Genomic DNA, 20,979 nt, shown 5'->3' on the forward strand with positions numbered 1-20,979 from the left:
GACATATGACCGAGCGCTACGTGGTCGCCATCGACCAGGGCACCACCTCGACGAGGTGCATCGTCTTCGACCGGCGCGGCCAGCTCGTGTCCCTCGCCCAGCAGGAGCACAAGCAGTACTACCCCAAACCGGGATGGGTCGAGCACGACGCAGCCGAGATCTGGCGCAACGTGGAACGGCTGGGACCGGAGGCGCTGCGGCGTGCCGGGGCCACGGTCGACCAGGTCGCGGCCGTGGGCATCGCCAATCAGCGTGAAACGACCGTGCTGTGGGACCGGGTGACCGGCCAGCCGATCGGGCACGCCGTGGTCTGGCAGGACACCCGCACCGACACGATGGTCAGTGAGCTCGACACGGAGCCGGGGGCGGACGGCGTACGGCATCGGTCGGCTCTGCCGTTGGCGACGTACTTTTCAGGACCGCGCATCCGATGGATGCTCGATCACCATCCGGGACTGCAGGAACGTGCAGAACGCGGCGAAGTTCTTTTCGGAACGATGGAGACCTGGCTGATCTGGAAGCTGACCGGCGGGTTGCACGTCACGGACGTGACGAACGCCAGTCGCACACTTCTGCTCGATGTGCACACTCTCGACTGGTCGCCGGAGTCGCTCGCGTTCTTCGGCATCCCGCGGGCGATGCTGCCCGACGTCCGCCCGTCGATCGGGGTGTTCGGCACGGCCACGGCGGCGTTCCCGGGCGTACGCATCGGGGCCGCACTCGGCGACCAGCAGGCCGCCCTCTTCGGCCAGACCTGTTTCGCACCGGGCGAGGCGAAATGCACGTACGGAACCGGCAGTTTCCTGCTCCTCAACACGGGGTCGGAGCTGGTGCGCTCGACCCACGGCCTGCTCAGCACGGTCGCCTATCAAATCAAGGGCGAACCTGCGGCGTACGCGTTGGAGGGGTCGATCGCCATCACGGGCTCACTGGTGCAGTGGTTCCGCGACCAGCTCGAACTGATCACCAGCGCCCCCGAGATCGAGACGCTGGCGCGCACAGTGACCGACAACGGCGGCTGCTACATCGTGCCGGCGTTCTCCGGCCTGTACGCCCCGTACTGGCGCAGTGAGGCCCGAGGCGTCATTGTCGGCCTGACCTCGTACATCACCAAGGGCCACTTGGCGCGGGCGGTGCTCGAGGCCAGCGCCTGGCAGACCCGCGAGGTCGTCGACGCGATGAACGCCGACTCCGGCCTGGCCCTGAAGACCCTGCGGGTCGACGGCGGAATGACGGCCGACAACCTGCTCATGCAGTTCATCGCCGACGTGCTCGACGTGCCGGTCGTCCGCCCGCTGGCTGCGGAGACCGTCTCACTGGGCGCGGCGTACGGCGCCGGCCTGGCCGTCGGCTACTGGCCCGACCTGGAGGGCCTGCGCCAGAACTGGCACCGCGCCGCCCAATGGCTGCCCACGATGGAGGCCACGAAGCGAGAAACCGAATACGCCAACTGGCAGCGAGCAGTGTCGCGCACTTTCGACTGGATCCAGGCCTGAGGCAACCCGAAACGTGCACACTCGCGCAGGGTCGCCATGGCGTTGGCCGGTGGCGGCGCATTAGTCGCGCAAACGTGCACACTCGCGCAGGGTCGCCATGTCGTTGGCCGGTGGCGGCGCATTAGTCGCGCACTCGCGCAGGGTCGGCCATTTCGATGGCCGGCGGCGGCGCCTCAGTCGCGCAAACGTGCACACTCGCGCAGGGTCGGCCATGGCGAAGGCCGGCGGCGGCGCATCAGTCGCGCATGTAGCCGGTGTCCGGGTCGATCTCGGCCAGGAAGTCGCGGACGGCTTCGACGTGCTCGGCCGTCGTCGGTGTCGAGCCGTCGGATCGCGCCGAGGTGAAGCCGTAATCCGGATCACGGCCGGAGACCCACTTGTAGTCGTGCACGCCGGAACGGCCCGGCTGCGCCTCGACCTCGAACACTTCGCCGTCGACCTCGAGTCTTTCCACGCGGTCCATGATCGCAGCCGGGTCAGAGGAAGGTGCGGATCACCCGCGTCCGCCCGCCGAGCGCTTCTCGTACCTCTCCGAGGAATTGCGGATCCAGCGGCGGCCAGTTCTCGAAGGCCACGGCAGGCGCGCCGAAGGCGAACGGCCACGGCGCCGGCCAGTTCCCGATGGGCGCGCTCCAGCCGCATTCCTGGCAGCTCAACGCTGGCTCGGTCGCGCCCAGCCACGTGTCGAAGGCGGCCTTGACCGCATCGGTGCCGACCCGCGCCCCGCACCGGTCGCAGTTCGGCCGGGCCCAGTTGCTGAACGAGTGGTACATCGAGGGCTCGGTGTGGATCTTCACTCCGTTGTCCTCGTGGTCTGCCCACTGCACTCCGGGCTCGAGGACGGTCGCCGCGGCAGGCCCGGGTTCGTAGGGCAGGTCGGGCCCGCGCCGGTCGACGACGATGTTCAGCTCGACGAGCGCATCGGCCAGCCGGCGGGCGATGCCGGCTGCGTCGCCACCGCCGTCGATGCGGACGACCACCTCGCGTCGAAAGCTCATTCCGCGACCATAACGGCGCCCGCCGACGTCAACAGTCACACGATCGTGCGTCATCGGTGTTCGATGTGGTGATGGACATTGTCGGTTTGGGATGGCTGGGAACACGAACGCGCAATGCGGACGCGCTCGCCGCCTTCTATCAAGACGTGCTGGGGCTGCGCCCGACGCACACCGAGCCCGGCTTCTGGGTGTTCACGCTGCCCAGCGGCTACAACGTGGAGGTGTTCGACGAGTCGTACGCCGGGAAGGAGCACTTCGACACCGGGCCGGTCGGTGGCTTCGCGGTCCGTGATCTGGCCGGCGCCGTGGCTGAGTTGCGCGCGGCCGGTGTCGAGCTCGTCGGCGAGGCTGGCCCGACGTGGCAGCACTTCCGCGGCCCCGACGGCAACGTGTACGAGTTGGTCGAGGCCAAGCCTTAGGCGCGGGCGGCCGCTTCGGCCCGGTCGCAGGCCGGTTCGAGCAGCGCCAGATAGCCGGACGCGCGTCGAGCGCGGGGCAGGAAGCGGCGCAACGCGTCGTGGTCGCCGGCCGCCTCGAGCACCTGGAGCATGATCAGGGCTTCGTGCGGGATCTCCTCGGGGCCGGGCCGCCGGTCCAGCGCGACCAGCCGCTCGGCCAGCGACCGGGCGGTGGGGATATCACCGCGCTGCAGGGCCAGGCGAGCCCGCAGCACTTCGGCGTTCCCGGGGTGGACGAGGTCGGGCTCGACGGTGGCGGCGACCTTCACGGCCTCCGGCCGGTCGCCGCGACGGGCCAGGACGAGCGCGGCAACCAGCGGGCCGCTGCGGATGTACGGGCAGCTCATGGCGGCCACCGGGCCCTGACGCAGCCGCAGGTGCTCATCCACGTACGGGTCGATCTCGGCGTCCCGGCCCAGCTGTTCCAGGCAGATCATCACCAATGCGGTGCCGTGCAGGCGGTCGTGCGGGGAGAGCTCGCGGGCCAGGCCGTACGACTGATGGGCGTGGTCGAGGGCCGTCCGGTAGTCGCCGCGGACGTCGCCGACGACCAGGCTGGCGATGAGGTGCCCGAGCGCACGGTCGCGCTGGCTGCCCTCCTGCTCGACCAGCTTCACCTCGTCCAGCACGGCGGTGACGGCGTCGTCGTAGCGGCCCTCCTGGAAATGGACGGCGGCCCGGCCGAGCAGCGCCATCGCGCGCAGTGTGGGCGAACCGACCTGTCCGGCCAGGGTCTCGGCGTCGGCCGCGGCTCGGCGCCGGCCTTCCACGCGTACGGGATCAATGCGGCCCGTCCACGCCCAGCGCCCACCACAGAGCGCCCGCAGGGCGAGGAGCTGCGCCTTCGTGGGCGGATCGATGACCACGGCCAGCCCCTCGTCGATCACCCGGTCGCCCAGCGCCGGATCGGCCGGCTCCCGGAAACCGCCCCAGCGCGCCACGACCATCTGCGCGGTCTTCAGGCAGAGCGCGGCCCGCCGGTCGCCGTGACCGGGCGCGTCCCGGAGCGCGGTGATCGCGTCACGCCACGCCCGCACGGCCTTGTCCCCGTCGTACGCGGTCTCGTGGTCGTCGCCGAGGGCTTCGAGCGCCGTGGCCCGCTCGGCCGGGTTCGACGCGTGCCGCAAGGCGGTGCGATGCAGGTCGAGCGCGCGCGGAACGGCGTACCGCCGACGGGCGCTCACCCCGGCCGTGATCAGCGACCGGAAGGCCTTGCCGCGCGTCCACTCGTCGACGTCGGCCGCCGCGGCGTAGTGGACGGCAACCAGCTCGATCACCTCGCCGATGCGCTCCCGCGACACTTCCTCCAGCCAGGCGGCGACCTCGGCGTGACCGGCCGCGCGTTCGGCGACGGGCAGGCTGGCGTACGCGACATCGCGCAGCAAGGCGTGCTGGAACGCGTACTCGTCCTGGCCGGTGACCAGCGCCGACGGGCGCGCCCGGACCAGTCCGCGACTCTCCAGGGCGGACAGCAGGCCGGGCAGGTCAGGCCCGAGTCGTACGCGTAATGGTGTCGTCCAGAAGACCCGGCCCATCACGGCGGCCGCCTGCAGCAGCCGTTTCTCGCCCGCGGGCAGCGCATCGACCCGGGCCGCCAGCAGGGCGTGCAACGTGTCGGGCAGGCCACCGCCGGCGTTCTCGGCCAGGTGGGCGGCCAGCTGACCCAGGAAGTACGGGTTGCCTTCGGCCCGCGTGAGGATTTCGGTGCGCCGCCGCGGATCGAGCCGGACGGCCTGGGGGAGCGCGTCGAGCAGGGCGCGGCTGTCGTCGGAAGGCAGGGAGCGCAGCGACACCATCGAGACGTCGGGCAGGTCGGGCCGGCTCTCCAGAAACTCAGGCCGCGCGGTCGTCAGCAGCACCACCGGCCCGGCCGAGCGCGTGACCAGCCGCGACAGCATGCCGACGAGCGGGGCGCCGGCCCAGTGCAGATCCTCGACCACCAGCAGCAACGGCCCGCGGTCGGCGAACGCGGTGGCCAGGCGCGGCCAGGCGCGCCCCAGCTCGTCGGCGACGTCCCGCGGGTCGGCCTGGTCGAGCGGATTGTCCGGCAGCCGAATCGCCGCGGTGGTGGCCAGCGCGAACACGGTCGCCTCGAGCTCGTCCGGGCTGAGCCGCTGACCAGCGAAGACCTGCGTCAGCCGCGACCGCAGACGCTGCGGAGCCCCGGCGGTGTCGCCGAGCGGAATGCCGCAGGCTTCGCGCAAGATCTCACCCAGAGCCCAGTACGTGATCCCGCTCCCGGCGGCGAGGCAGCGACCATGCAGGACGCGCAGACCCGGCCGGCAGGCCACCGCCTCCCGAACGAGCCGCGTCTTACCGATCCCAGCCACCCCGGTGACCGTGATCAGGCGCGGCTGGCGGGTCGTCACGGCCTCGTCGATCAATCCGAGTACGGCAGTCAGCTCACCGGCGCGGCCGATCATCGGGGCTTCATGCTGGCGACGGGCGTCCGTGCTGCCGTCCGGTGCAACCGAGAGCAGCCGCCGGGCGATGAGCGGGGCTCCGGCCTCTTGCGGTCCGTCGGGTTTCTGTGGTTCGCCGGCTTGCGGGAGCTTCCCGGCTTTCGGCGGGACGCCAGCCATCTGTGGATGGCCGGCTTTCAGCAGCTCTCCCGCATCTTGGCCGGGGCGCCGATCCGGTGGTCTGGGGTGATGGCGTTCGCCGACCACGCGGCCACCCTGCGGTTCGCTCACTTCCCGCGGTTCGCCGACTTCCTGCCGTTCGATCACTTCCTGCGTATCGGTCAGTTCCTGCAGTTCGCCGACCTGCCGTCGTTCGATCACTTCCTGCGGATCGCTCAGTTCCTGTGCTTCACCGAACCGAAATTGCGTTTGGTCGGCCGCGCGCCGGGTGCGTTCGGCGGCGAGCAACGTACGAGGTGCGGCCGCCGCCCGAAGCCGCGCCGCAGTGTCGAGGACAGCGCCACCGATCAGCCACAGCTCATCCGGCGCAATGATCTGACCGGAATCAACGCCGAGCCGGATCGGCCCATCGAACCGTCGCAGAATCTCGGCGCCGGCCCGCAGCGCCCGATCCGCGTGATCCTCACGGGCGGTCGGATAGCCGAACACCCCGATCACACCCCCGCCGACCACCGGCTGCACGGCGCCACCCCACCGAACGACAATCTCGCGCAGCAAGGCGGTCCACTCGGCCGTTTCCCGCCGCGCGTTCTCGGGATCGGCGTCCCTTCGGCGTACGCCCCTGAGGTCCGCATCAAGGACGGTGACCAGCTTGCGTTCCTCAGAGATGCGAGCGCCCTTCTGCGTGGAGCGACTCACACCGCCGGGTTCGTGCGGGCGGCGGGCGGTGTCGGTTTCGGGCGGATCGCCCGCGTTGCCGTGTTCGTGCGGGCTGCGGGCAGAGTCGGTTTCGGGTGGAGGGCCGCCTGCCCCGGAGTGGGTCAGGGCAGGTAGATGGCCTGCGTTGCCGTGCTCGTGCGGGCTGCGGGCAGAGTCGGTTTCGGGTGGATGGCCTGCGTTGCCGTGCTCGTGTGGGTGGCGGGCGGTGTCGGTTTCGGGCGGATGGCCCGCGTTGCCGTGCTCGTGCGGGCGGCGGGCAGAGCCGGGTTCGATGGGGTTCCCGATGCCAGGTTCTCGCGGCCGGATCGTCGTGCCGGGAGCGGACTCGGCCCTGGTGAAGGTGGCGTCGGCGGGGCGGCTCTCGATGAGGGAGCGGTGCAGTCGCTGCAAGTCATGGCGCGGCTCGACGCCGAGGTCGGCCCGTAGCCGCGCGGCCAGCCGGTCGTACCAGCGCAAGGCGAGATGCCGGTGGCCGCGTTCCGCTTCGAGGCGGATCAGCCGCCCGTACGCCTCCTCGTGCAGCGGATCGAACGCGATCAGCCGGACGAGATCGACTTCGGCCCGGTGTGGTTCGGAGCGGGCGGAACGCTCAAACAGCAACGAAACGACACTGTCGCGCAGTTGCGTGCGGCGCGGTTCTGTCCAGTCGTCAAAGCGGTTCTCCGGGAGCAGGTCGCCCACGTAGAGGGCGAGAGCGGCCTCGACGTCGCCGCGCCGCGCGGCGTCCTCGAAACTGTCCACATCTGTCCACAGGTCGGCCGGCGCCAGAGCGAGCATGCCGTCGCGTTGCCGAAGACGGTCGGCGCCCAGAACACGACGCGCGAAGTGCAGGGCCTTGTTCAGCCGCCGGACGCCGACATCCGCGTCCGCCTCGGGCCAGAGCAGGTCGACGGCCTCCTCGCGGTGCAGCCGACGACGCAGAACCAGCAGCTTCACCAGCGCGGTGGCGCCGCTGCGCCGCCACTCGCCGTCGGGCACGAGCCGGCCCGCGACCTCCACCCGGAAGTCGCCGAGCGTCCAGACACGCAGGCCGGCGGGCATCCGATGATTGTGCGCCGTTCACTTGCGCGGTGCGGACAGCAAACGGACACAGATGGGAAATCGTCGTCGCTAGTTTGCCGTCGAAAACTGACGGAAGGAACAGAAGTGAGCACTACGACGACAGTGAACGAGCAGAAACTGATGGAATTCGTGTTCAAGTCGGTCGGCGACTTCGGCGCGATGCTGGCCGGGTCGATGGCGGTGATCGGCGACAAGCTGGGGCTGTACCGAGCCATGGCCGGCGCCGGGCCGATGACCCCGGCCGAGTTGGCCGGCCGCACGGAAACGGCCGAACGCTATGTACGCGAATGGTTGTGCGCGCAAGCGGCCGCGGGCTACGTCGACTATGTCGGCGACGACCGGTTTGAGCTCCCGGCCGAGCACGCGATCGCGCTCACCGACGAGACCAGCCCCGCGTGCGTGATCGGCGGGTTCGAGCTCATGCTGGCGGCCGCGCGGTCGACCGATCGGCTGGTGACGGCGTTCCGCACGGGAGTGGGCGTCGGCTGGCACGAGCACCACGCCGACCTGTTCGAGGGATGTGAGCGGTTCTTCCGCCCCGGCTACAACGGGAACCTGGTCGCTTCGTGGATCCCGGCCATGGACGGGGTCGCCGAGCGCCTGGGGAACGGGATCCGGGTCGCCGACGTGGGCTGCGGCTTCGGCGCCTCGACGATCCTGATGGCCGCGGCCTACCCGGCGTCGACCTTCGTCGGCACGGACTATCACGAAGCGTCGATCGCCTCCGCGCAAGAACGAGCAGCCGCAGCCGGCGTCGGCAACCGGACGCGGTTCGAGGCCGGCCGGGCCAAGGAGCTGAGCGGCGACTACGGCCTGATCTGCCTGTTCGACTGCCTGCACGACATGGGCGATCCGGTCGGCGTGCTGCGCCACCTGCGCGATCACCTGGACGCCGACGGCAGCGTGCTCCTGGTCGAGCCGTACGCGGGAGACACCGTGAGTGACAACCTCAACCCCGTGGGGGCGGTCTACTACGGAGCGTCGACGTTGTTGTGTACGCCGAACTCGCTGTCGCAAGAGGTCGGGACGGCGCTGGGCGCGCAAGCCGGCGAGGCCCGGTTGCGCGAGGTCGCGGCGCAGGCCGGCTTCACCCGGTTCCAGCGGGTGGCCGAGACGCCGTTCAACCTGGTCTTCCAGGTTCGTCAGTAGGCTCCGTCTCGAGGTTGATGCGCTCCCGGCGTACGGGCGCACTGATCACTTCTTCGTCCCGGACGGTTTCCTTGCTCAGACGGACTCGTTCGACCGGCACGGATTCGGTGGTGACGACCGGGCGCTCGGCATGCAGGATCATGTCGGGCGCCACGCCGTCGTCGCCCGTCGGCTCGTCGTCCGCCGTGACGGGCACTTCTTCTAGGCGTACCTCCTCGCGCGTGACAGGCACGGTGACCTGGACTTCCTCGGTGACCAGATACTTGCGAAGACGCACTTTGGTGGTCGGCTCCCGCACGGTGCCGGCCACCAGCCGTTCCTCGGACCGCGTCATGGCGTCGTCCGCGCCGCCGAGACCGTAGTAGGCGGAAAGGCGGTCGGCGTCCTCACGGCTCAGGGGAACGTCGGTCTGCCGGATCGGAGCCTGCGTCACCCGCTCGCGATCGACGGCCACGATCAGCCGGCCGTCGTCGAGCCGGGCGCCGGTCAGCGGCACGAAAGATTCCTGGAAGCTGAGCGTGCCGGTCCGCACCGTCACCCAGAGTGGATCGCCGCTCTCCGGATCGACGTAGACCTGCTCGACCGGCCCGACCCGCTCGCCGCTGGTGTCGAACACCTCAAGGCCCTGCAGATGACCGAGGTCGTCCTGGCTGATCACTGTGTTCCCTTCGTCGGCCGTTCCTCTTCCGTACCCGCGCCGACGGTCATCTCACCTCTGTTCCCTCCTTCCGTTGACGCAACCAAGTGATTGCTATAACGTTCATAGCAACTAAGTGATTGCTACTGAAGGAGCGGACATGAGCTTTCCGGATCGCATCGAGCGGACGATGGAGCTGGCCCAGCCGGTCGAGAAGGTGTGGGCCGCGCTGACCACGGCCGAAGGGCTGGGCACCTGGTTCGGCAACACAGCCGAGGTCGACCTGCGTGTCGGGGGAGAAGCCAAGCTCGCGTGGACGAGCGGCGACACCGCGACACTGACGATCGAGCGGGTCGAGCCGCCGACCGTGTTCGCCTACACCTGGCCCATCCACGGGCTGCCCGACGGCGACCCGAGGCGCACCTATGTGGAGTTCACGCTGGTGCCCTCGGGCGGCGGCACTACGCTGACCGTGGTCGAGTCCGGGTTCGCGCAAACGAACGGGGACGAGCACAAGGCGGCATTCTCGGGCAACACCGAGGGCTGGAAGAACGAACTGGGTGAGCTGGTCGCGTATCTCGATGGAAAACTCTGACCTGGAGTCGGTGGCGCAGGAGGTCTTCGCGGCCCTGGCCGACCCGAGCCGGCGGGCGATTCTCGCCGCTCTGGCGGCCCGGGGCCCGGCCACCGCGACCGACCTCGCCGCCCAGCTGCCGATCACCCGCCAAGCCATCGCCAAGCACCTGACCCTGCTGGCCGAGGCCGGCCTGGTCATCCCCGAGCCGGGCGAGCGGCGCCGCGTGCGCTACCGCCTCGACTCGGCCCCGATGAAGGTGGCCCAGCAGTTCCTCGGCGTCCTGGCCCGCGACTGGGACGGCCCACTGGCCGCCCTGCGAGACCAGCTCAAATAGCGCCCGGCCCCGATCGCACACTTCCTGATCGCTGCCGACTGCGCGCTGTTGAGCGTTTAAGGCCGCGCGTCGCTGGATGTTGCTGGCTGCACGCCGGTGTGCGTTCACGACTGCGTATCGCTGGACGATGCCGGCCGCGCGCTGCCGAGCGTTCACCACTGCGCATCGCTGGACGTTGCGGGCCGCGCGCTGCCGAGCGTTCACCACTGCGCATCGCTGGACGTCGCCGACTGCGCATTGCTGCACGTTTCCGTCGTCGTTCCCCGTGAAGCGGCGGCCGATTGAAGGAGGCACCGATGTTCGATCCCGCCGCCGTGATCCAGGCCGACAAGGCCATGAAGCGTCACATCCTGTCCGCCCGCCCCGACGCGCCCGTGGTCCCCGACCCTCCGCCGAAACGGCCGAACCACGCCGTACGCCGTCGCATGGTGTTCGTTCTACGGCGGTTGGCCGACCGTTTGGAGCCTCGCAGCACGAATGCGTGCGTTTCCAACTCGTAGAGTGCGGCCATGCCCGATCTCAAGGTGTTCCGCCGGACCTGCCACCTGGTCGCGACCCGCACCCGCGGCCGGGTGGCCGAGTTCCGCATCGCCGATCAGGTGACGCCGAACTTCCACCAGGGGATCATCGACTACCGCGACCGGTCCGTGGCCGTGGTGCTGGCCCGGGACACCGGCGCCGTCGCGGTGGCCGAGCCGCGCGTCGTCACCGGCCGCTTCCTCGAGGCCGGCCCGCTGACGTTCATCGACTTCCCCGAACTGATCGGTGCGCTGAAGGACAACGCGAAGTTCACGGTGCTCACGGCGGCCGAACTGGCCGGTCCTTTCGACGCCGCGGGATGGCCGGAACTGAGCGACTACGACATTAAGTCATGGAAGCCGGACACGCTGGGCGAGGCCCTCTTCAACTACTGGGACTGACCGCCCTCAGGCCGCCGTGCTCTGGCGGATCTGCAGGTGGGCCGGGAAGACGACGCGCCAGTGCGGGGCGATCTGGCGGTTGATCAGGGCCCGGGTGGCCGCGGCAGCCATCTGCTCGACCGGCTGGTGGACCGACGACATGGGCGGGTTGGCGCACTCGGCAATGACGCTGTCGTCGAAGCCGACCACGGCCACGTCATCCGGAATGCGGCGGCCGGCGTTGCCCAGGGCCTGCATGGCGCCGGTCGCGAGCAGGTCGCAGCCGGCGAAGATGGCGTCGATCTTCGGCTCCTCGGCCAGCAGACGCTGGGTGAGCTCGTAGCCAGCCTCACGCCGGAACTTGCCGGTCGCGGAGATCTCGGGCAACCCGAAGTCGCGGACGGCGCGTCGGTACCCCTCGCGGCGGCCCTCGGCGCATGAGTTGCCTTCCGGACCATGCAGGGCGGCGATGCGGCGGCGGCCGGTTTCGTGCAAGTGCTTGACCGCGGCGTACGCGCCCTCAGGGTTCTCGAGGCCGACAAAGGGCAGACCCGGCACCGTCGGGCCGATCGTCACCACCCGATCGCAGCGGCGATAAAAGTCAGAGGCAAGTGCGGTCGGTACGTTGACCAGCAGCACACCGAGGCTGACCGACGCGGCGATCCGGTTCAGCAGCGCGGCCGTGCTCAGCTCGTCGACGACGTGCACGCGAAGTTGCGCATTGCTGCCGGCCAGCTCCTGCAGGATGCCGGCGGTGACCCGCCCGTAGTAGGGGCTGGTGCCGAAGACGGACGTGTCGTCGACGATCACCAGCTCGACGACGTCCCCGTGCCCGGAGGCGAGCGCGCGGGCGACCGGATCGGGCCGGTAACCCAGCTCGGCGATCACGCCGCGCACGTGCTCACGGGTCTGGGCCGAGACGCCCGGGGCGTCGTTGATCACGCGGGAGACGGCGGCTTTCGACACGCCGGCTTTCCCGGCGACGTCGGCCAGCGTGGGTCTCCTCTGCACCATCGGCCCAGTGTAGGAAATTCGGCCCGCTCGACGAATCGAGATTTCAGCCAGCCCGGAGGCGCCTCCGGCCGACCTCGAACGAGCTGGTCGTACGCCGAGCGTCGCCCATCGTGTCCGTTTCGGGTGCCGGCATCACCGATCGCCCGTTGTCAGCCGTGGACCGGCACGGCGAGCAGGCGCAGGGCCTGGGCGACGGTCGTGGCCATCGCCTCGCGGGCGGGGGCCAGGTAGCGGCGCGGATCGACCAGGTCCGGGCGGGTGCCCAGCGTGGTGCGGACCGCGCCGGTGAAGGCTAGGTTGAGCGCCGTGCCGATGTTGATCTTCGCCATGCCGGCCCGGACGGCGGACGTCAGCTCGTCGTCCGGCACGCCCGACGAACCGTGCAGAACGAGCGGCACTTGGACAGAATCGCGCAGTCGAGCGATCAAGTCATGGTCGAGTCGTGCTGTTCGTTCGTGCATCGCGTGCGAAGAACCGACAGCAACTGCCAAAGCGTCGACACCGGTCGCCGCCACGTAAGCCGCTGCCTCGGCCGGATCGGTCCGGGCGCCGGGTGCATGAGCGCCGTCCTTGCCGCCGACTTCACCCAGTTCACTCTCCAGCCATAGCCCGGACGAGCGGCACATCTCTGCGGCGGCCCGAGTCGCAGCGACGTTCCGTTCGTAGGGCAACTTCGAGGCGTCGTACATCACCGAACCGAAGCCGTTAGCGGCAGCCTGGGCGAGCAATTCGTCGGATTCGACGTGGTCGAGGTGCAGGGCCACGGGCACGGTCACCGCGGCGGCGACGGCTCGGCTGGCTGCGGCGATCGGCGCGACTCGGCCGTGGTGGAAGCGCACAGCGTTCTCGCTGATCTGCAGGATCACCGGCCGACCGGCCTCCTCGGCCCCGGCGACGATGGCCTCGGCGTGCTCGACGGTGATCACGTTGAACGCCCCGACGGCGCACCCCGCGGCCTGGGCGGCGCTCACCAGCTCACCGGTCGGCGTCAGCACAGCGAACCCCTTTCGACGGCGGCGGGTGACGAGGCGACGGCACGTGGTTGCGCGGCTGTGCCGGATAGAGCCGGATCCCGATCGGCGCTCGTGCCGGCGACGGAATCGCGCCGTTCCAGCTGGCTGCTGCTTGAGCCGACGACGGAAGCGTGCTGTTCCGGCTGGTTGTCGCTTGTGCCGGCGACGGAATCGCGCCGTTCCAGCTGGTTGCCGCTTGTGTCGGCGACGGAAGCGTGCTGTTCCGGCTGGCTGCTGCTTGTGTCGGCGACGAAAGCGTGCTGTTCCGGCTGGCTGCTGCTTGTGCCGGCGACGGAAGCGCGCCGTTCCGGCTGGTTGCCGCTTGTGCCGGCGGCCGAAGCGCGCCGTTCCGGCTGATTGCCGCTCGCGCCGGCGACAGACACGCGCTGTTCGAGCTCGTCGGCACTCAATTCGGTCAGGAGGCGGCGGTAAACGACGGTGTCGAAGGCGCCGGCTACGGGAGCGGCCACTGCGGCGGCCGAAAGCGCTACGGCATCGGCGAGCAACGGCGGCCAAGGTGTGCCGTCGCGCAGACCGCGTGCCAAGGCGGCCACACAGGCGTCGCCGGCGCCGGTGGGATTGCCGGGTAGAGCCGTGCGAGGTGCGCATACGTGCACGGCGTCGGGGGTGATGGCCTGCAGTCCGTCTGGTCCGCGCGAAACGACGACGGCACCGCTCGTCAATGCGCGAACGCCGGCCGGAGTCGCGTCGGCGAGCAGGTCGGGTAGTTCGTTCGCGTTCGGTTTGGCCATGGCGGGGCTGGCGGCGAGGCCGTGCCGAAGGGCCTCGCCGCTCGTGTCGAGAATTGCGGGAACGCCCGCCGCCGCGGCGATGCGCACAAGAACCGCGTACGTGTCGAAAGGCAGGCCTGGTGGAAGCGAACCGCTCAGCGTCACCACCCGCGCGGTGCGCATCAGATCCTGGAAGTGGCCGATGAAGCGGCACCACTCGGCCGTGGAGACTGTCGGGCCGGGTTCCCAGAAGCCGGTCGCGTCGTGCAGATCGACAACCGCGACCGTGCGCCGGGTCTCGCCGGCGATCGGCACGAACGACGCCGCGACGCCCTCGGCGGCCAGCAGTTCGGACACACGTGCGCCGGTCGGACCGCCCAGGAGTCCCGTGGCCAGGACGGGTTCGCCGAGCGTGTGCAGCACGCGGGCGACGTTCAGGCCTTTGCCGCCGGCTCGTTCGGCCACGCTGGCCACCCGGTGGGTGCCGTGCGGGACGAGCGCGTCGATCCCGTACGTGAGATCGAGCGCCGGATTCAACGTGACAGTGACGATCATGGGCAGGCTCCGGAGGGAGGATCTGCCCCGCCTCGGGTCCCTCGGTTCAACCGGGCCCTGGCGACCGGACTGCCGGACTGGATACCGGCTGGGCGGCGATCGTTGTCTCGATTCCAACTGATCGAACGCGCAGGTGTCAATAGCCGATCATGCGCGTATGGTGCCGTCGGAGTGTTCATATGGACAGTTAGGGCGCGGAGATGACCGAGTTCGACATCCTGGTGGTCGGCGAAGCCAATCCGGATCTGCTCCTGCGCGGCGACGTCCGGCCTCGCTTCGGTCAGGAGGAGCAGCTGCTCACCGCGGCCGACCTGGTGCTGGGCGGATCCGCCGCGATCACCGCAGTCGGCTGCGCCACGCTCGGGCTGCGCACCGCGCTGCTCGCGGCGGTCGGCGACGATTTCTTCGGCGCCCTGGTGCGCGATCAGCTCACGACCGCGGGTGTACGTCTGATGCCGTACGCCGCCGGCGGGGTGCCCACCGGCGTGACCGTGATCCTGTCCGAACCGGACGACCGTGCGATGCTCACGCTGCCCGGCACGATCGCCGCACTCCGGCCCCAGGACGTGACCGACGCGTTGATCCAGTCGACCCGCCATGTCCACGTTTCGGCCCTCTACTTGCAGCCCGGCCTGGCTGGTGGACTGGCCGAAGTGTTCAAGCGTGCCCGCAGCCTGGGTCGTACCACCTCGCTCGACACCAACTGGGACCCGTCAGGAGCATGGGCGTCACTCGACGACATCCTCGCGCATACCGACGTGTTCCTGCCCAACGCCGCTGAGCTGTCGGCGGTGACCGGTGCCGCGAACCCGGACACGGCCGCCGCCCAACTGGTCGCGCTCGGCACGACGGTCGTGATGAAGGACGGAGCTCGTGGCGCCCGCGCCTGGTGGCCCGATGGCGAGGCAGCCGCCCCAGGCCGTCCCGTCGACGTCGTCGACACGACGGGCGCCGGCGACAGCTTCAACGCCGGCTTCCTGGCCGGCCGCCTCGGCGGCCACGACCTGCCTGAGTCGCTGCGCTGGGCCACAGTGGCCGGCTCGCTCAGCACGCGCGCCGCCGGGGGTACCGCCGCCCAGGCCACGCGAGCCGACCTGATGCCCTGAGCCGCAACACGTCGCTCGGTTGCGCGATGCTGCGCGCCTTCCGTTACGTGGCCTGTCCTCGATCTTTCGGTACGGTGCGAACAAAGATTCGCCTCATCGGCTGGCGGGTTGAAGCCGGACGCGAGGAGGCCGCATGGGCGCCGGGCAGTTGCCGTTCCTGCTGCTGTTCTTGTCGTTCCTGGTCACCTTCGTGGCGACGCGGACGATCACGCGCATGATCCGGGCGGGCGTCGGGCCGTTCCGCAACAACGTCGCGGGTGGCGTGCACATCCACCACGCCGTGCCCGGGATCGTCCTGACGTTGATCGGCGCGTACCTGTCCGTGGCCGTCGGTGGGCGGCGGCCATGGGCCGAGATGGCCGGGGTGCTGATCGGGGTGGGGTCGTCGTTGATCCTCGACGAGTTCGCGCTGATCCTGCATCTGCAGGACGTGTACTGGTCGCCGGAGGGGCAGCTCTCGGTGCAATTGGTGGCGCTCACACTGAGCGTGCTCGGGCTCGTGTCGCTCGGGCTGAACCCGCTCACCTCGGACCGCGGGTTCGGGCTCGGCCACCTTGCGATCGTTGTGTCGGCCGTTGTGCATTTGTGCGCGTTGCTCGTCTGTGTGCGCAAAGGCAAGTACTCGACGGCGGTGCTCGGCGTCTTCCTGCCGCCGGTGGCCTGGGCCGGGGCGATCCGGCTGGCCCGGCCGAACTCGAAGTGGGCCCGCAGCCGCTACGACTCGGCGAAGATCGCCCGCGCCCGAGCCCGCGCCGACGGCTTCGACGCGCGTTTCGGCCGCTGGGGTCTGGACATCGCCGACCTGGTGGCCGGCCGCCCGTCGCTGCCGAACCCCGCTCCGCCCACTCGATCCAACCCGCAATCTTGAGCAGTAGCCGCCCCGCAATCTTGACCGGCCACCGGCCCGCTACCTGGTCCGGCGCCAAGCGAGGACAAGCATGAAGAGGCCGAGTGCTGCTTCGGCTGCGTAAACGCCGGGGGAGAGGTGCCAGTGGATGACTTCGCGCCAGCCGGGCACGACGCGCGCACTCACGATCACGATGGGCTCGAGCACTAGCAGCAGGCCGACAACTGCAGTGACGGCGAACCTGAGGTCGCCAGCCCGGCGGTTCAGCCAGGCCCCGAAGGCGCCGAGTACCGGTCCGCTCAGCAGCCCCGAGAACAACCAGCGACGGTTCTCGCGCAACACGTGAGCGAGATGGCCGTCGTCGGCGGTTACGGCAACGACGACGTAGAAACCGAGCAGGGCGGTGAGCGTGGCCGCCAATCCGAGCGCTGCGCCGCGCGGAAGTGAGCGAACGTGCAATCCGGCGGCGAACGCGATGAGCAGCCACGGCGTGCTCAGGTTGCCGATGGTGTCGCGGACGCCGTCGTGGTGTCCCTTGACGAGCGCGGCGAGCACCCCGAACAGCAGTCCGGCGCCGATAACGGCCAGCAGCCGGCGAAGAGGCGTCATGGTGTGGACGCCGCGGTCATAGCTGCGCACTATAGCCGTACGGAGATCAACAACCCTTCCTCAGCCCTTGAGGCCGGTGAACGTCATGGTGGCGATGAACTTCCGCTGGGCGAACAGGAAGGCCAGGATGAGCGGCGCCGTGGCCAGCACGTTGCCGGCCATGAGCTGGGACCATTCCGTACGGCGCATGCCTTGGAAGTTGGCCAGGCCGACTTGAAGCGTGAAGCGGTTGTCGTCCGAGATGGCGACCAGCGGCCAGAGCAGGTCGTTCCAGCTGGAGAGAAGCGTGAAGACGGCCAGCGTGGCCAGGGCGGGCTTGGCCAGCGGCAGCACGATGCTGCGGAAGGTGCGCCATGTTCCGCAGCCGTCGATGCGCGCGGCTTCCTCCAGCTCGACCGGCAGGGCCAGGAAGAACTGGCGCATCAGGAAGATGCCGAATGCCGAGGCCAGCCACGGCACGAACGCCGCGGCGAGTGTGTCGACGATGCCGATGCGGGCGAACATCAGGTAGGTCGGGATCATCAGGAGCTGGATCGGGATCATCACCGTAGCCACGATGACCAGGAACGCGACGCCGCGGCCGGCGAACTTGAGGCGGGCGAAGCCGTAGCCGGCCATCGAGCACAACACCAGGTGAGCCAGCACCGCGACGGCGGACACCAGCACCGTGTTCCCGAACCAGCGCAGCGCCGGCGTTTCGGTCAGCAACGCGCGATAGCCCTCGAGATGCAACGACGTCGGCAGCAACTTGGGCGGGAACTGATTGATCTCGGCGCTGCTCATGAACGAAGTGAGCACCATCTGCACGAGCGGCAGAACGAACAGGAGCGCCAGCGGCATCAGCAGCAGGTGCCAGGGGCTGAACGGCAACCAGCGACGCATCAGAAGACCTCCGAGCCTCGGCGACGGCTGTACCAGATGATGCCGATGGTCAGCATGAGCGTGACCGCGAAGAGCAGATAGGCGGCCGCGGCCCCGTAGCCGAGCCGCTGGGTCTGAAACGCCAGCTCATAGATGTAGTAGACGACTGTCTGCGTGCTGTTGAGCGGTCCGCCGCGAGTGGTCGTGTAGATCAGGTCGAACAGCTGGACGGCCGTGATGGTCTGCCAGACGGCGGTGAACACGGTGACCGGGCGCAGTTCCGGCAGAGTGATGTGCCGGAACACCCGCCAGCGGGAGGCGCCGTCCATGGTGGCCGCCTCGACCAGTTCGCGCGGGATGTCCTGCAGCGCGGCCAGGTAGATGACGGTGCAGAAGCCGACCTCGCCCCAGAGCGCGATCAGGCAGATGACGTACAGGGCCTGGGTGGGGCTCTCTAGGAATTGCTGCTGGGGGATGCCGAGGTGGCGCAACACGTCGTTGGCCGCGCCGAATTGAGGGTTGAAGACGAAGCCGGCCAGGATGCCGGTGGCGGCGGCCGACGCCACGTACGGAACGAAGATGCACGTTCGATAGAACCCGATCAGTCGGATGCGCTGGTTGAGCGCGATCGCGACCACGATGCCCAGGATGATCGACGACGGAACGAACAGAACGGTCAGCAGCAGGGTGTGCCGGGCCGCCGCGAGCATGTCCGGGTCGGTCGCAAGGCGTTGATAGTTGCTCCAGCCGACCGGGACGCCGGGGGAGATGCCGTTCCACCGGGCTCGCGAGATGAAGAATGCCCAGATCGCCGGGAACAGCGACAGCCCCACGACCAGGACGGTGGCCGGGCCGGCGAAGGCCCAGCCGGTCAGGCTTCGCCGCACGGCGCGACCGAGCGGCGAAGCCTTCCGGACAGCGGCGTGCGACGACGCCGCGAACGTCAGCGCCATCAGTTCACCACGGCGTCGGCCGATTTCTTGGCCGCCGCGTCGAGCGCGTCCTTGGACGATGTCTTGCCCTGCAGAACCGACGCGATCGCGTCACCGACGTTGCGCGACAGGACCTCGTAGCCGGGCACGGTCGGCCGGGCCTGCTTGGCGTTGGCGAGATTGTCGAAGAACTTCTGCCCGCCCGGGTACTCCTTCACGTACGCGGCGAACTCCGGCGTGCTCTGCTCCGACGAGCGCAGCGGCAGGTTGCCCACCGCGAGGTTCCACTTGGCGTCCGTCTGCGCGCTGGTGAGCCACTTGATGAAGTCGCGTGCGGCACCTGCGCGGTTGGCGTCGTTGTGGTCGAACAGCACCCACAGGTCGGGGCCGGAGACGGTCTGGTGGTCGCCGTTCACTCCAGGCAGGTTCGAGACGCCGTACGAGAGCTTGGCCTCTTTGATCTCGAGCAGCGCCCACGGGCCGGTGATGATCATGGCGACGCGGCCGCTGTTGAACAAGGGGTGGTACTTCTCGTCGGTCTGGTCCAAGTACATCGACTTGTCGTCGACGGCCATCTGCCGCAGCGTCTCGAGGGCGGTGACGCCGGCGTCGGAGTTGAAGGCGGGCTTCGTGCCGTCGAGGATCTTGCCGCCGTTCTGCCAGAGCAACGGCCACAGGTGCCAGGTCGTGTCCTCGCTGCCCGAGACGGAGTAGGCGGTGCCGTACGTCTTGGTTGCCGGGTCGGTCAGCTTCTTGGCCGCTGATCGGAAGTCCTCCCACGTCCACTCGTCGGTGGGGTAGGCGACGCCGGCCTTGTCGAAGATCGACTTGTTATAGATGACCGCCAGGTTGTCCACGAGCGCCGGAATGCCGATCACTTTGTCGTTGGCGGTTGCGACGGTTCGCGCAGCCTCGGGCATCTCCGTCCATTTGAACGACGGGTCCTGGACGTACGCGGTCAGGTCCTGCGTCTTGCCGCTCGCTCCGAGGTCGCCGGCCCAGTTGCCGTACGCGTACGAGATGTCGGGATAGCTGCCTCCCGCAAATCCGGCCGACAACTTGGTGAGCAGGTCGTCGGTCGTCGGGGCGCCGGGTGAGGTCTTGATCGTGACGTTCGGATGCGCGGTGTGATACTCGGCGGCCAGCGCCTCGGCGACCTTTTCGGCCTCCTCGGTCTGGCCGGTCCACCAGGTGAGTTCGACGGTCGCGGCCGGGTCGTAGCCGGCGGCCGAGTCCTTGCCGTCGTCGGACGTCCCGCCCATGCAGGCGGAAAGCAGCAGCGCCGCGCCGACGCCGCCGGCGAGCAGTCGAAGGGGTTTGGTCATCTCGTGGCACCTCCGCTTGTGGAATGGGCGGTTCAGGTGGTGACGACGAAGCGATGTGGTGGTTCGGATGCGAGCGACGGAACGGAGTCGCTGATCAGGTGAGGACGACGGAACGGGTGAGCAATCGAGGGGTGTCGGGATCGAGGCCGCGGTGGGCGGCCAGCGCCAGCGCGAACCGCTGGACCAGGATGAGCTGGGCCAGCGGGTCGAGAGCATCGCGATAGGGAGTGGCCCCCGCGCCGCGGGCCACGTCGTCCAGGCCGGCCGGCACGTCGCCGAGCGACCAGACCAAACTGCGCGGACCGGCCACAGCCACCGGACCGTGCCGGAAATCCATGGCGGGGTAGGACTCGGAGTAGGCCTGAGCGGCCTCGCGTACTTTGAGCGCCGCCTCGTGCGCGAGTCCGACCGTCCAGCCAGTGCCGAGGAAGACCAGGTGGTCGATGCCGGCGGCGTCGACCGGAAGTTCGGCGCGCAAGGCTTGGCGGCCGTCTTCGATCGTTCGTGCAAGCTCCTGGCCGTACGCGGCCCGGGCCAGAGCCAGCACCGACGTCGGGAAGCGTGTCTGCACGACGCTGCGCTCGTCGGCGAAATCAAGCAGCAGGCGCGCGTCGGTCAGGTCGTCGACGGGTTCGCCCTCGACCGCGGTGACCGCGACGCGACGGGTGCCGGCCGGCACCTGCCGCAGCGCCTCGAGCACCTCGGTCGAAGTGCCCGACCGGGTCACCGCCACCACGCGGTCGTACCTACGGCGCGGAACGTACTCGGACGCGCAGAGCGCGTCAGTCTCGCCGAGTCCGGCGCTCTCCCGCAGCTCGGCGATGCTTTCCGCGACGAACCACGAGGTGCCACAGCCGAGCACCAGCATTCGCTCGCCCGGCGCGGCCAACTCGCGCCGCGCCGGATCCGTGAGATCGAGGGCCCGGCTCCAGACGTCCGGCTGACTGGCAACCTCAGCGGCGGTGACATTCATGTCTGCGGATTATGCTCGTTTCTGATCGCTTAACAAGATCCGAGCATCAAACGAGCATTTTCGACTGAGCGTTTGTTCAGTCTGGCGGTGCGGCGAGGTGC

Annotated in this window: 22 protein-coding genes; 10 read left to right on the top strand and 12 right to left on the bottom strand. The window is 69.4% G+C overall.

Annotation, left to right across the window (positions count from 1 at the left end; all coding sequences use genetic code 11):
- Positions 1 to 5 precede the first annotated feature (5 nt).
- Positions 6 to 1,496 carry a glycerol kinase GlpK gene (glpK, locus tag OWR29_RS34305; RefSeq protein ID WP_267567574.1) on the top strand — a complete coding sequence of 497 codons (1,491 nt, stop codon included), beginning with the start codon at positions 6 to 8 and terminating at the stop codon, positions 1,494 to 1,496.
- A 235-nt stretch (positions 1,497 to 1,731) separates the two neighbouring features.
- On the opposite strand, the gene OWR29_RS34310 is transcribed toward glpK, so the two are convergent.
- Positions 1,732 to 1,950, bottom strand: a complete 219-nt coding sequence (locus OWR29_RS34310; RefSeq protein ID WP_267567575.1) for a hypothetical protein — start codon at positions 1,948 to 1,950, stop codon at positions 1,732 to 1,734.
- 22 nt (positions 1,951 to 1,972) lie between these two features.
- Entirely contained in the window at positions 1,973 to 2,494 is a 522-nt protein-coding gene (locus OWR29_RS34315; protein ID WP_267567576.1) for a Rossmann-fold NAD(P)-binding domain-containing protein, read from the bottom strand.
- Between the two features lie 71 nt (positions 2,495 to 2,565).
- Here OWR29_RS34315 and OWR29_RS34320 point away from each other — a divergent pair, with 71 nt between their 5' ends.
- Positions 2,566 to 2,913, top strand: coding sequence for a VOC family protein (locus OWR29_RS34320; protein ID WP_267567577.1), 348 nt, complete (start codon positions 2,566 to 2,568; stop codon positions 2,911 to 2,913).
- Here OWR29_RS34320 and OWR29_RS34325 read toward each other — a convergent pair.
- Positions 2,910 to 7,295 (bottom strand): ATP-binding protein, encoded by a 4,386-nt coding sequence (locus tag OWR29_RS34325; RefSeq protein ID WP_267567579.1) that lies wholly within the window; start codon positions 7,293 to 7,295, stop codon positions 2,910 to 2,912. The two genes, OWR29_RS34320 and OWR29_RS34325, sit on opposite strands and share 4 nt — an antisense overlap.
- Positions 7,296 to 7,400: 105 nt before the next feature.
- Between OWR29_RS34325 and OWR29_RS34330 the strand changes: the two genes are divergently transcribed.
- Positions 7,401 to 8,465 (top strand): class I SAM-dependent methyltransferase, encoded by a 1,065-nt coding sequence (locus OWR29_RS34330; protein ID WP_267567581.1) that lies wholly within the window; start codon positions 7,401 to 7,403, stop codon positions 8,463 to 8,465.
- Here the strand turns inward: OWR29_RS34330 and OWR29_RS34335 are convergent.
- Complete coding sequence (locus OWR29_RS34335) at positions 8,437 to 9,123, bottom strand: PRC and DUF2382 domain-containing protein (RefSeq protein WP_267567583.1); 687 nt, start codon at positions 9,121 to 9,123, stop codon at positions 8,437 to 8,439. The genes OWR29_RS34330 and OWR29_RS34335 overlap by 29 nt on opposite strands.
- A gap of 139 nt (positions 9,124 to 9,262) precedes the next feature.
- On the opposite strand from OWR29_RS34335, the gene OWR29_RS34340 reads away from it, so the two are divergent.
- The 5 genes from OWR29_RS34340 (at position 9,263) to OWR29_RS34360 (ending at position 10,933) form a co-directional block, all read left to right on the top strand.
- A complete protein-coding gene (locus tag OWR29_RS34340) occupies positions 9,263 to 9,697 on the top strand; it encodes an SRPBCC domain-containing protein (RefSeq protein WP_267567584.1) in 435 nt (144 codons plus the stop codon).
- Positions 9,684 to 10,013, top strand: a complete 330-nt coding sequence (locus OWR29_RS34345; protein WP_267567585.1) for an ArsR/SmtB family transcription factor — start codon at positions 9,684 to 9,686, stop codon at positions 10,011 to 10,013. The genes OWR29_RS34340 and OWR29_RS34345 overlap by 14 nt, the downstream gene beginning before the upstream one ends.
- A gap of 96 nt (positions 10,014 to 10,109) precedes the next feature.
- Positions 10,110 to 10,298, top strand: a complete 189-nt coding sequence (locus tag OWR29_RS34350; RefSeq protein WP_267567586.1) for a hypothetical protein — start codon at positions 10,110 to 10,112, stop codon at positions 10,296 to 10,298.
- Positions 10,299 to 10,309: 11 nt separating this feature from the next.
- A complete protein-coding gene (locus tag OWR29_RS34355) occupies positions 10,310 to 10,513 on the top strand; it encodes a hypothetical protein (RefSeq protein ID WP_267567588.1) in 204 nt (67 codons plus the stop codon).
- A 9-nt stretch (positions 10,514 to 10,522) separates the two neighbouring features.
- The gene (locus OWR29_RS34360) at positions 10,523 to 10,933 is read left to right on the top strand and encodes a hypothetical protein (protein WP_267567589.1); all 411 of its coding nucleotides are present in this window, start codon (positions 10,523 to 10,525) and stop codon (positions 10,931 to 10,933) included.
- Positions 10,934 to 10,939: 6 nt separating this feature from the next.
- Here OWR29_RS34360 and OWR29_RS34365 read toward each other — a convergent pair whose 3' ends face one another.
- From OWR29_RS34365 to OWR29_RS34375, 3 genes are all read right to left on the bottom strand, one after another.
- Positions 10,940 to 11,926 (bottom strand): LacI family DNA-binding transcriptional regulator, encoded by a 987-nt coding sequence (locus tag OWR29_RS34365; protein ID WP_267567590.1) that lies wholly within the window; start codon positions 11,924 to 11,926, stop codon positions 10,940 to 10,942.
- Between the two features lie 149 nt (positions 11,927 to 12,075).
- Positions 12,076 to 12,921 (bottom strand): class II fructose-bisphosphate aldolase, encoded by an 846-nt coding sequence (locus OWR29_RS34370; protein WP_267567591.1) that lies wholly within the window; start codon positions 12,919 to 12,921, stop codon positions 12,076 to 12,078.
- On the bottom strand, positions 12,915 to 14,225 hold the full coding sequence (locus OWR29_RS34375) for a 1-phosphofructokinase family hexose kinase (RefSeq protein WP_267567592.1): 1,311 nt from the start codon (positions 14,223 to 14,225) through the stop codon (positions 12,915 to 12,917). Before OWR29_RS34375 ends, OWR29_RS34370 begins: the two co-directional genes overlap by 7 nt.
- A gap of 200 nt (positions 14,226 to 14,425) precedes the next feature.
- Between OWR29_RS34375 and OWR29_RS34380 the strand changes: the two genes are divergently transcribed.
- Positions 14,426 to 15,331 (top strand): carbohydrate kinase family protein, encoded by a 906-nt coding sequence (locus OWR29_RS34380; RefSeq protein WP_267567593.1) that lies wholly within the window; start codon positions 14,426 to 14,428, stop codon positions 15,329 to 15,331.
- 133 nt (positions 15,332 to 15,464) lie between these two features.
- On the top strand, positions 15,465 to 16,199 hold the full coding sequence (locus tag OWR29_RS34385; protein WP_267567595.1) for a hypothetical protein: 735 nt from the start codon (positions 15,465 to 15,467) through the stop codon (positions 16,197 to 16,199).
- 39 nt (positions 16,200 to 16,238) lie between these two features.
- Here the strand turns inward: OWR29_RS34385 and OWR29_RS34390 are convergent, their stop codons facing one another.
- From OWR29_RS34390 to OWR29_RS34410, 5 genes are all read right to left on the bottom strand, one after another.
- Positions 16,239 to 16,787: a DUF6518 family protein gene (locus OWR29_RS34390; RefSeq protein ID WP_267567596.1), complete on the bottom strand. Its 549-nt coding sequence runs from the start codon at positions 16,785 to 16,787 to the stop codon at positions 16,239 to 16,241.
- A 60-nt stretch (positions 16,788 to 16,847) separates the two neighbouring features.
- Positions 16,848 to 17,669 (bottom strand): carbohydrate ABC transporter permease, encoded by an 822-nt coding sequence (locus OWR29_RS34395; RefSeq protein WP_267567597.1) that lies wholly within the window; start codon positions 17,667 to 17,669, stop codon positions 16,848 to 16,850.
- Complete coding sequence (locus OWR29_RS34400; RefSeq protein ID WP_267567599.1) at positions 17,669 to 18,601, bottom strand: carbohydrate ABC transporter permease; 933 nt, start codon at positions 18,599 to 18,601, stop codon at positions 17,669 to 17,671. The genes OWR29_RS34395 and OWR29_RS34400 overlap by 1 nt, the downstream gene beginning before the upstream one ends.
- On the bottom strand, positions 18,601 to 19,905 hold the full coding sequence (locus tag OWR29_RS34405) for an ABC transporter substrate-binding protein (RefSeq protein WP_267567600.1): 1,305 nt from the start codon (positions 19,903 to 19,905) through the stop codon (positions 18,601 to 18,603). Before OWR29_RS34405 ends, OWR29_RS34400 begins: the two co-directional genes overlap by 1 nt.
- A 94-nt stretch (positions 19,906 to 19,999) precedes the next feature.
- Positions 20,000 to 20,878: an SIS domain-containing protein gene (locus OWR29_RS34410; protein WP_267567601.1), complete on the bottom strand. Its 879-nt coding sequence runs from the start codon at positions 20,876 to 20,878 to the stop codon at positions 20,000 to 20,002.
- Between the last annotated feature and the right edge of the window lie 101 nt (positions 20,879 to 20,979).

This window comes from Paractinoplanes pyxinae (assembly GCF_026626335.1).
Classification (GTDB): Bacteria; Actinomycetota; Actinomycetes; order Mycobacteriales; family Micromonosporaceae; genus Actinoplanes; species Actinoplanes pyxinae.

Coding starts and splice junctions, on each gene's coding strand:
- OWR29_RS34410 (WP_267567601.1), bottom strand. CDS start 20,878: ATGAATGTCACCGCCGCTGAGGTTGCCAGTCAGCCGGACGTCTGGAGC.
- OWR29_RS34385 (WP_267567595.1), top strand. CDS start 15,465: ATGGGCGCCGGGCAGTTGCCGTTCCTGCTGCTGTTCTTGTCGTTCCTG.
- OWR29_RS34405 (WP_267567600.1), bottom strand. CDS start 19,905: ATGACCAAACCCCTTCGACTGCTCGCCGGCGGCGTCGGCGCGGCGCTG.
- OWR29_RS34375 (WP_267567592.1), bottom strand. CDS start 14,225: ATGATCGTCACTGTCACGTTGAATCCGGCGCTCGATCTCACGTACGGG.
- OWR29_RS34320 (WP_267567577.1), top strand. CDS start 2,566: ATGGACATTGTCGGTTTGGGATGGCTGGGAACACGAACGCGCAATGCG.
- OWR29_RS34380 (WP_267567593.1), top strand. CDS start 14,426: ATGACCGAGTTCGACATCCTGGTGGTCGGCGAAGCCAATCCGGATCTG.
- OWR29_RS34390 (WP_267567596.1), bottom strand. CDS start 16,787: ATGACGCCTCTTCGCCGGCTGCTGGCCGTTATCGGCGCCGGACTGCTG.
- OWR29_RS34315 (WP_267567576.1), bottom strand. CDS start 2,494: ATGAGCTTTCGACGCGAGGTGGTCGTCCGCATCGACGGCGGTGGCGAC.
- OWR29_RS34365 (WP_267567590.1), bottom strand. CDS start 11,926: ATGGTGCAGAGGAGACCCACGCTGGCCGACGTCGCCGGGAAAGCCGGC.
- OWR29_RS34340 (WP_267567584.1), top strand. CDS start 9,263: ATGAGCTTTCCGGATCGCATCGAGCGGACGATGGAGCTGGCCCAGCCG.
- OWR29_RS34345 (WP_267567585.1), top strand. CDS start 9,684: ATGGAAAACTCTGACCTGGAGTCGGTGGCGCAGGAGGTCTTCGCGGCC.
- OWR29_RS34325 (WP_267567579.1), bottom strand. CDS start 7,295: ATGCCCGCCGGCCTGCGTGTCTGGACGCTCGGCGACTTCCGGGTGGAG.
- OWR29_RS34395 (WP_267567597.1), bottom strand. CDS start 17,669: ATGCGTCGCTGGTTGCCGTTCAGCCCCTGGCACCTGCTGCTGATGCCG.
- OWR29_RS34400 (WP_267567599.1), bottom strand. CDS start 18,601: ATGGCGCTGACGTTCGCGGCGTCGTCGCACGCCGCTGTCCGGAAGGCT.
- OWR29_RS34355 (WP_267567588.1), top strand. CDS start 10,310: ATGTTCGATCCCGCCGCCGTGATCCAGGCCGACAAGGCCATGAAGCGT.
- OWR29_RS34360 (WP_267567589.1), top strand. CDS start 10,523: ATGCCCGATCTCAAGGTGTTCCGCCGGACCTGCCACCTGGTCGCGACC.
- glpK (WP_267567574.1), top strand. CDS start 6: ATGACCGAGCGCTACGTGGTCGCCATCGACCAGGGCACCACCTCGACG.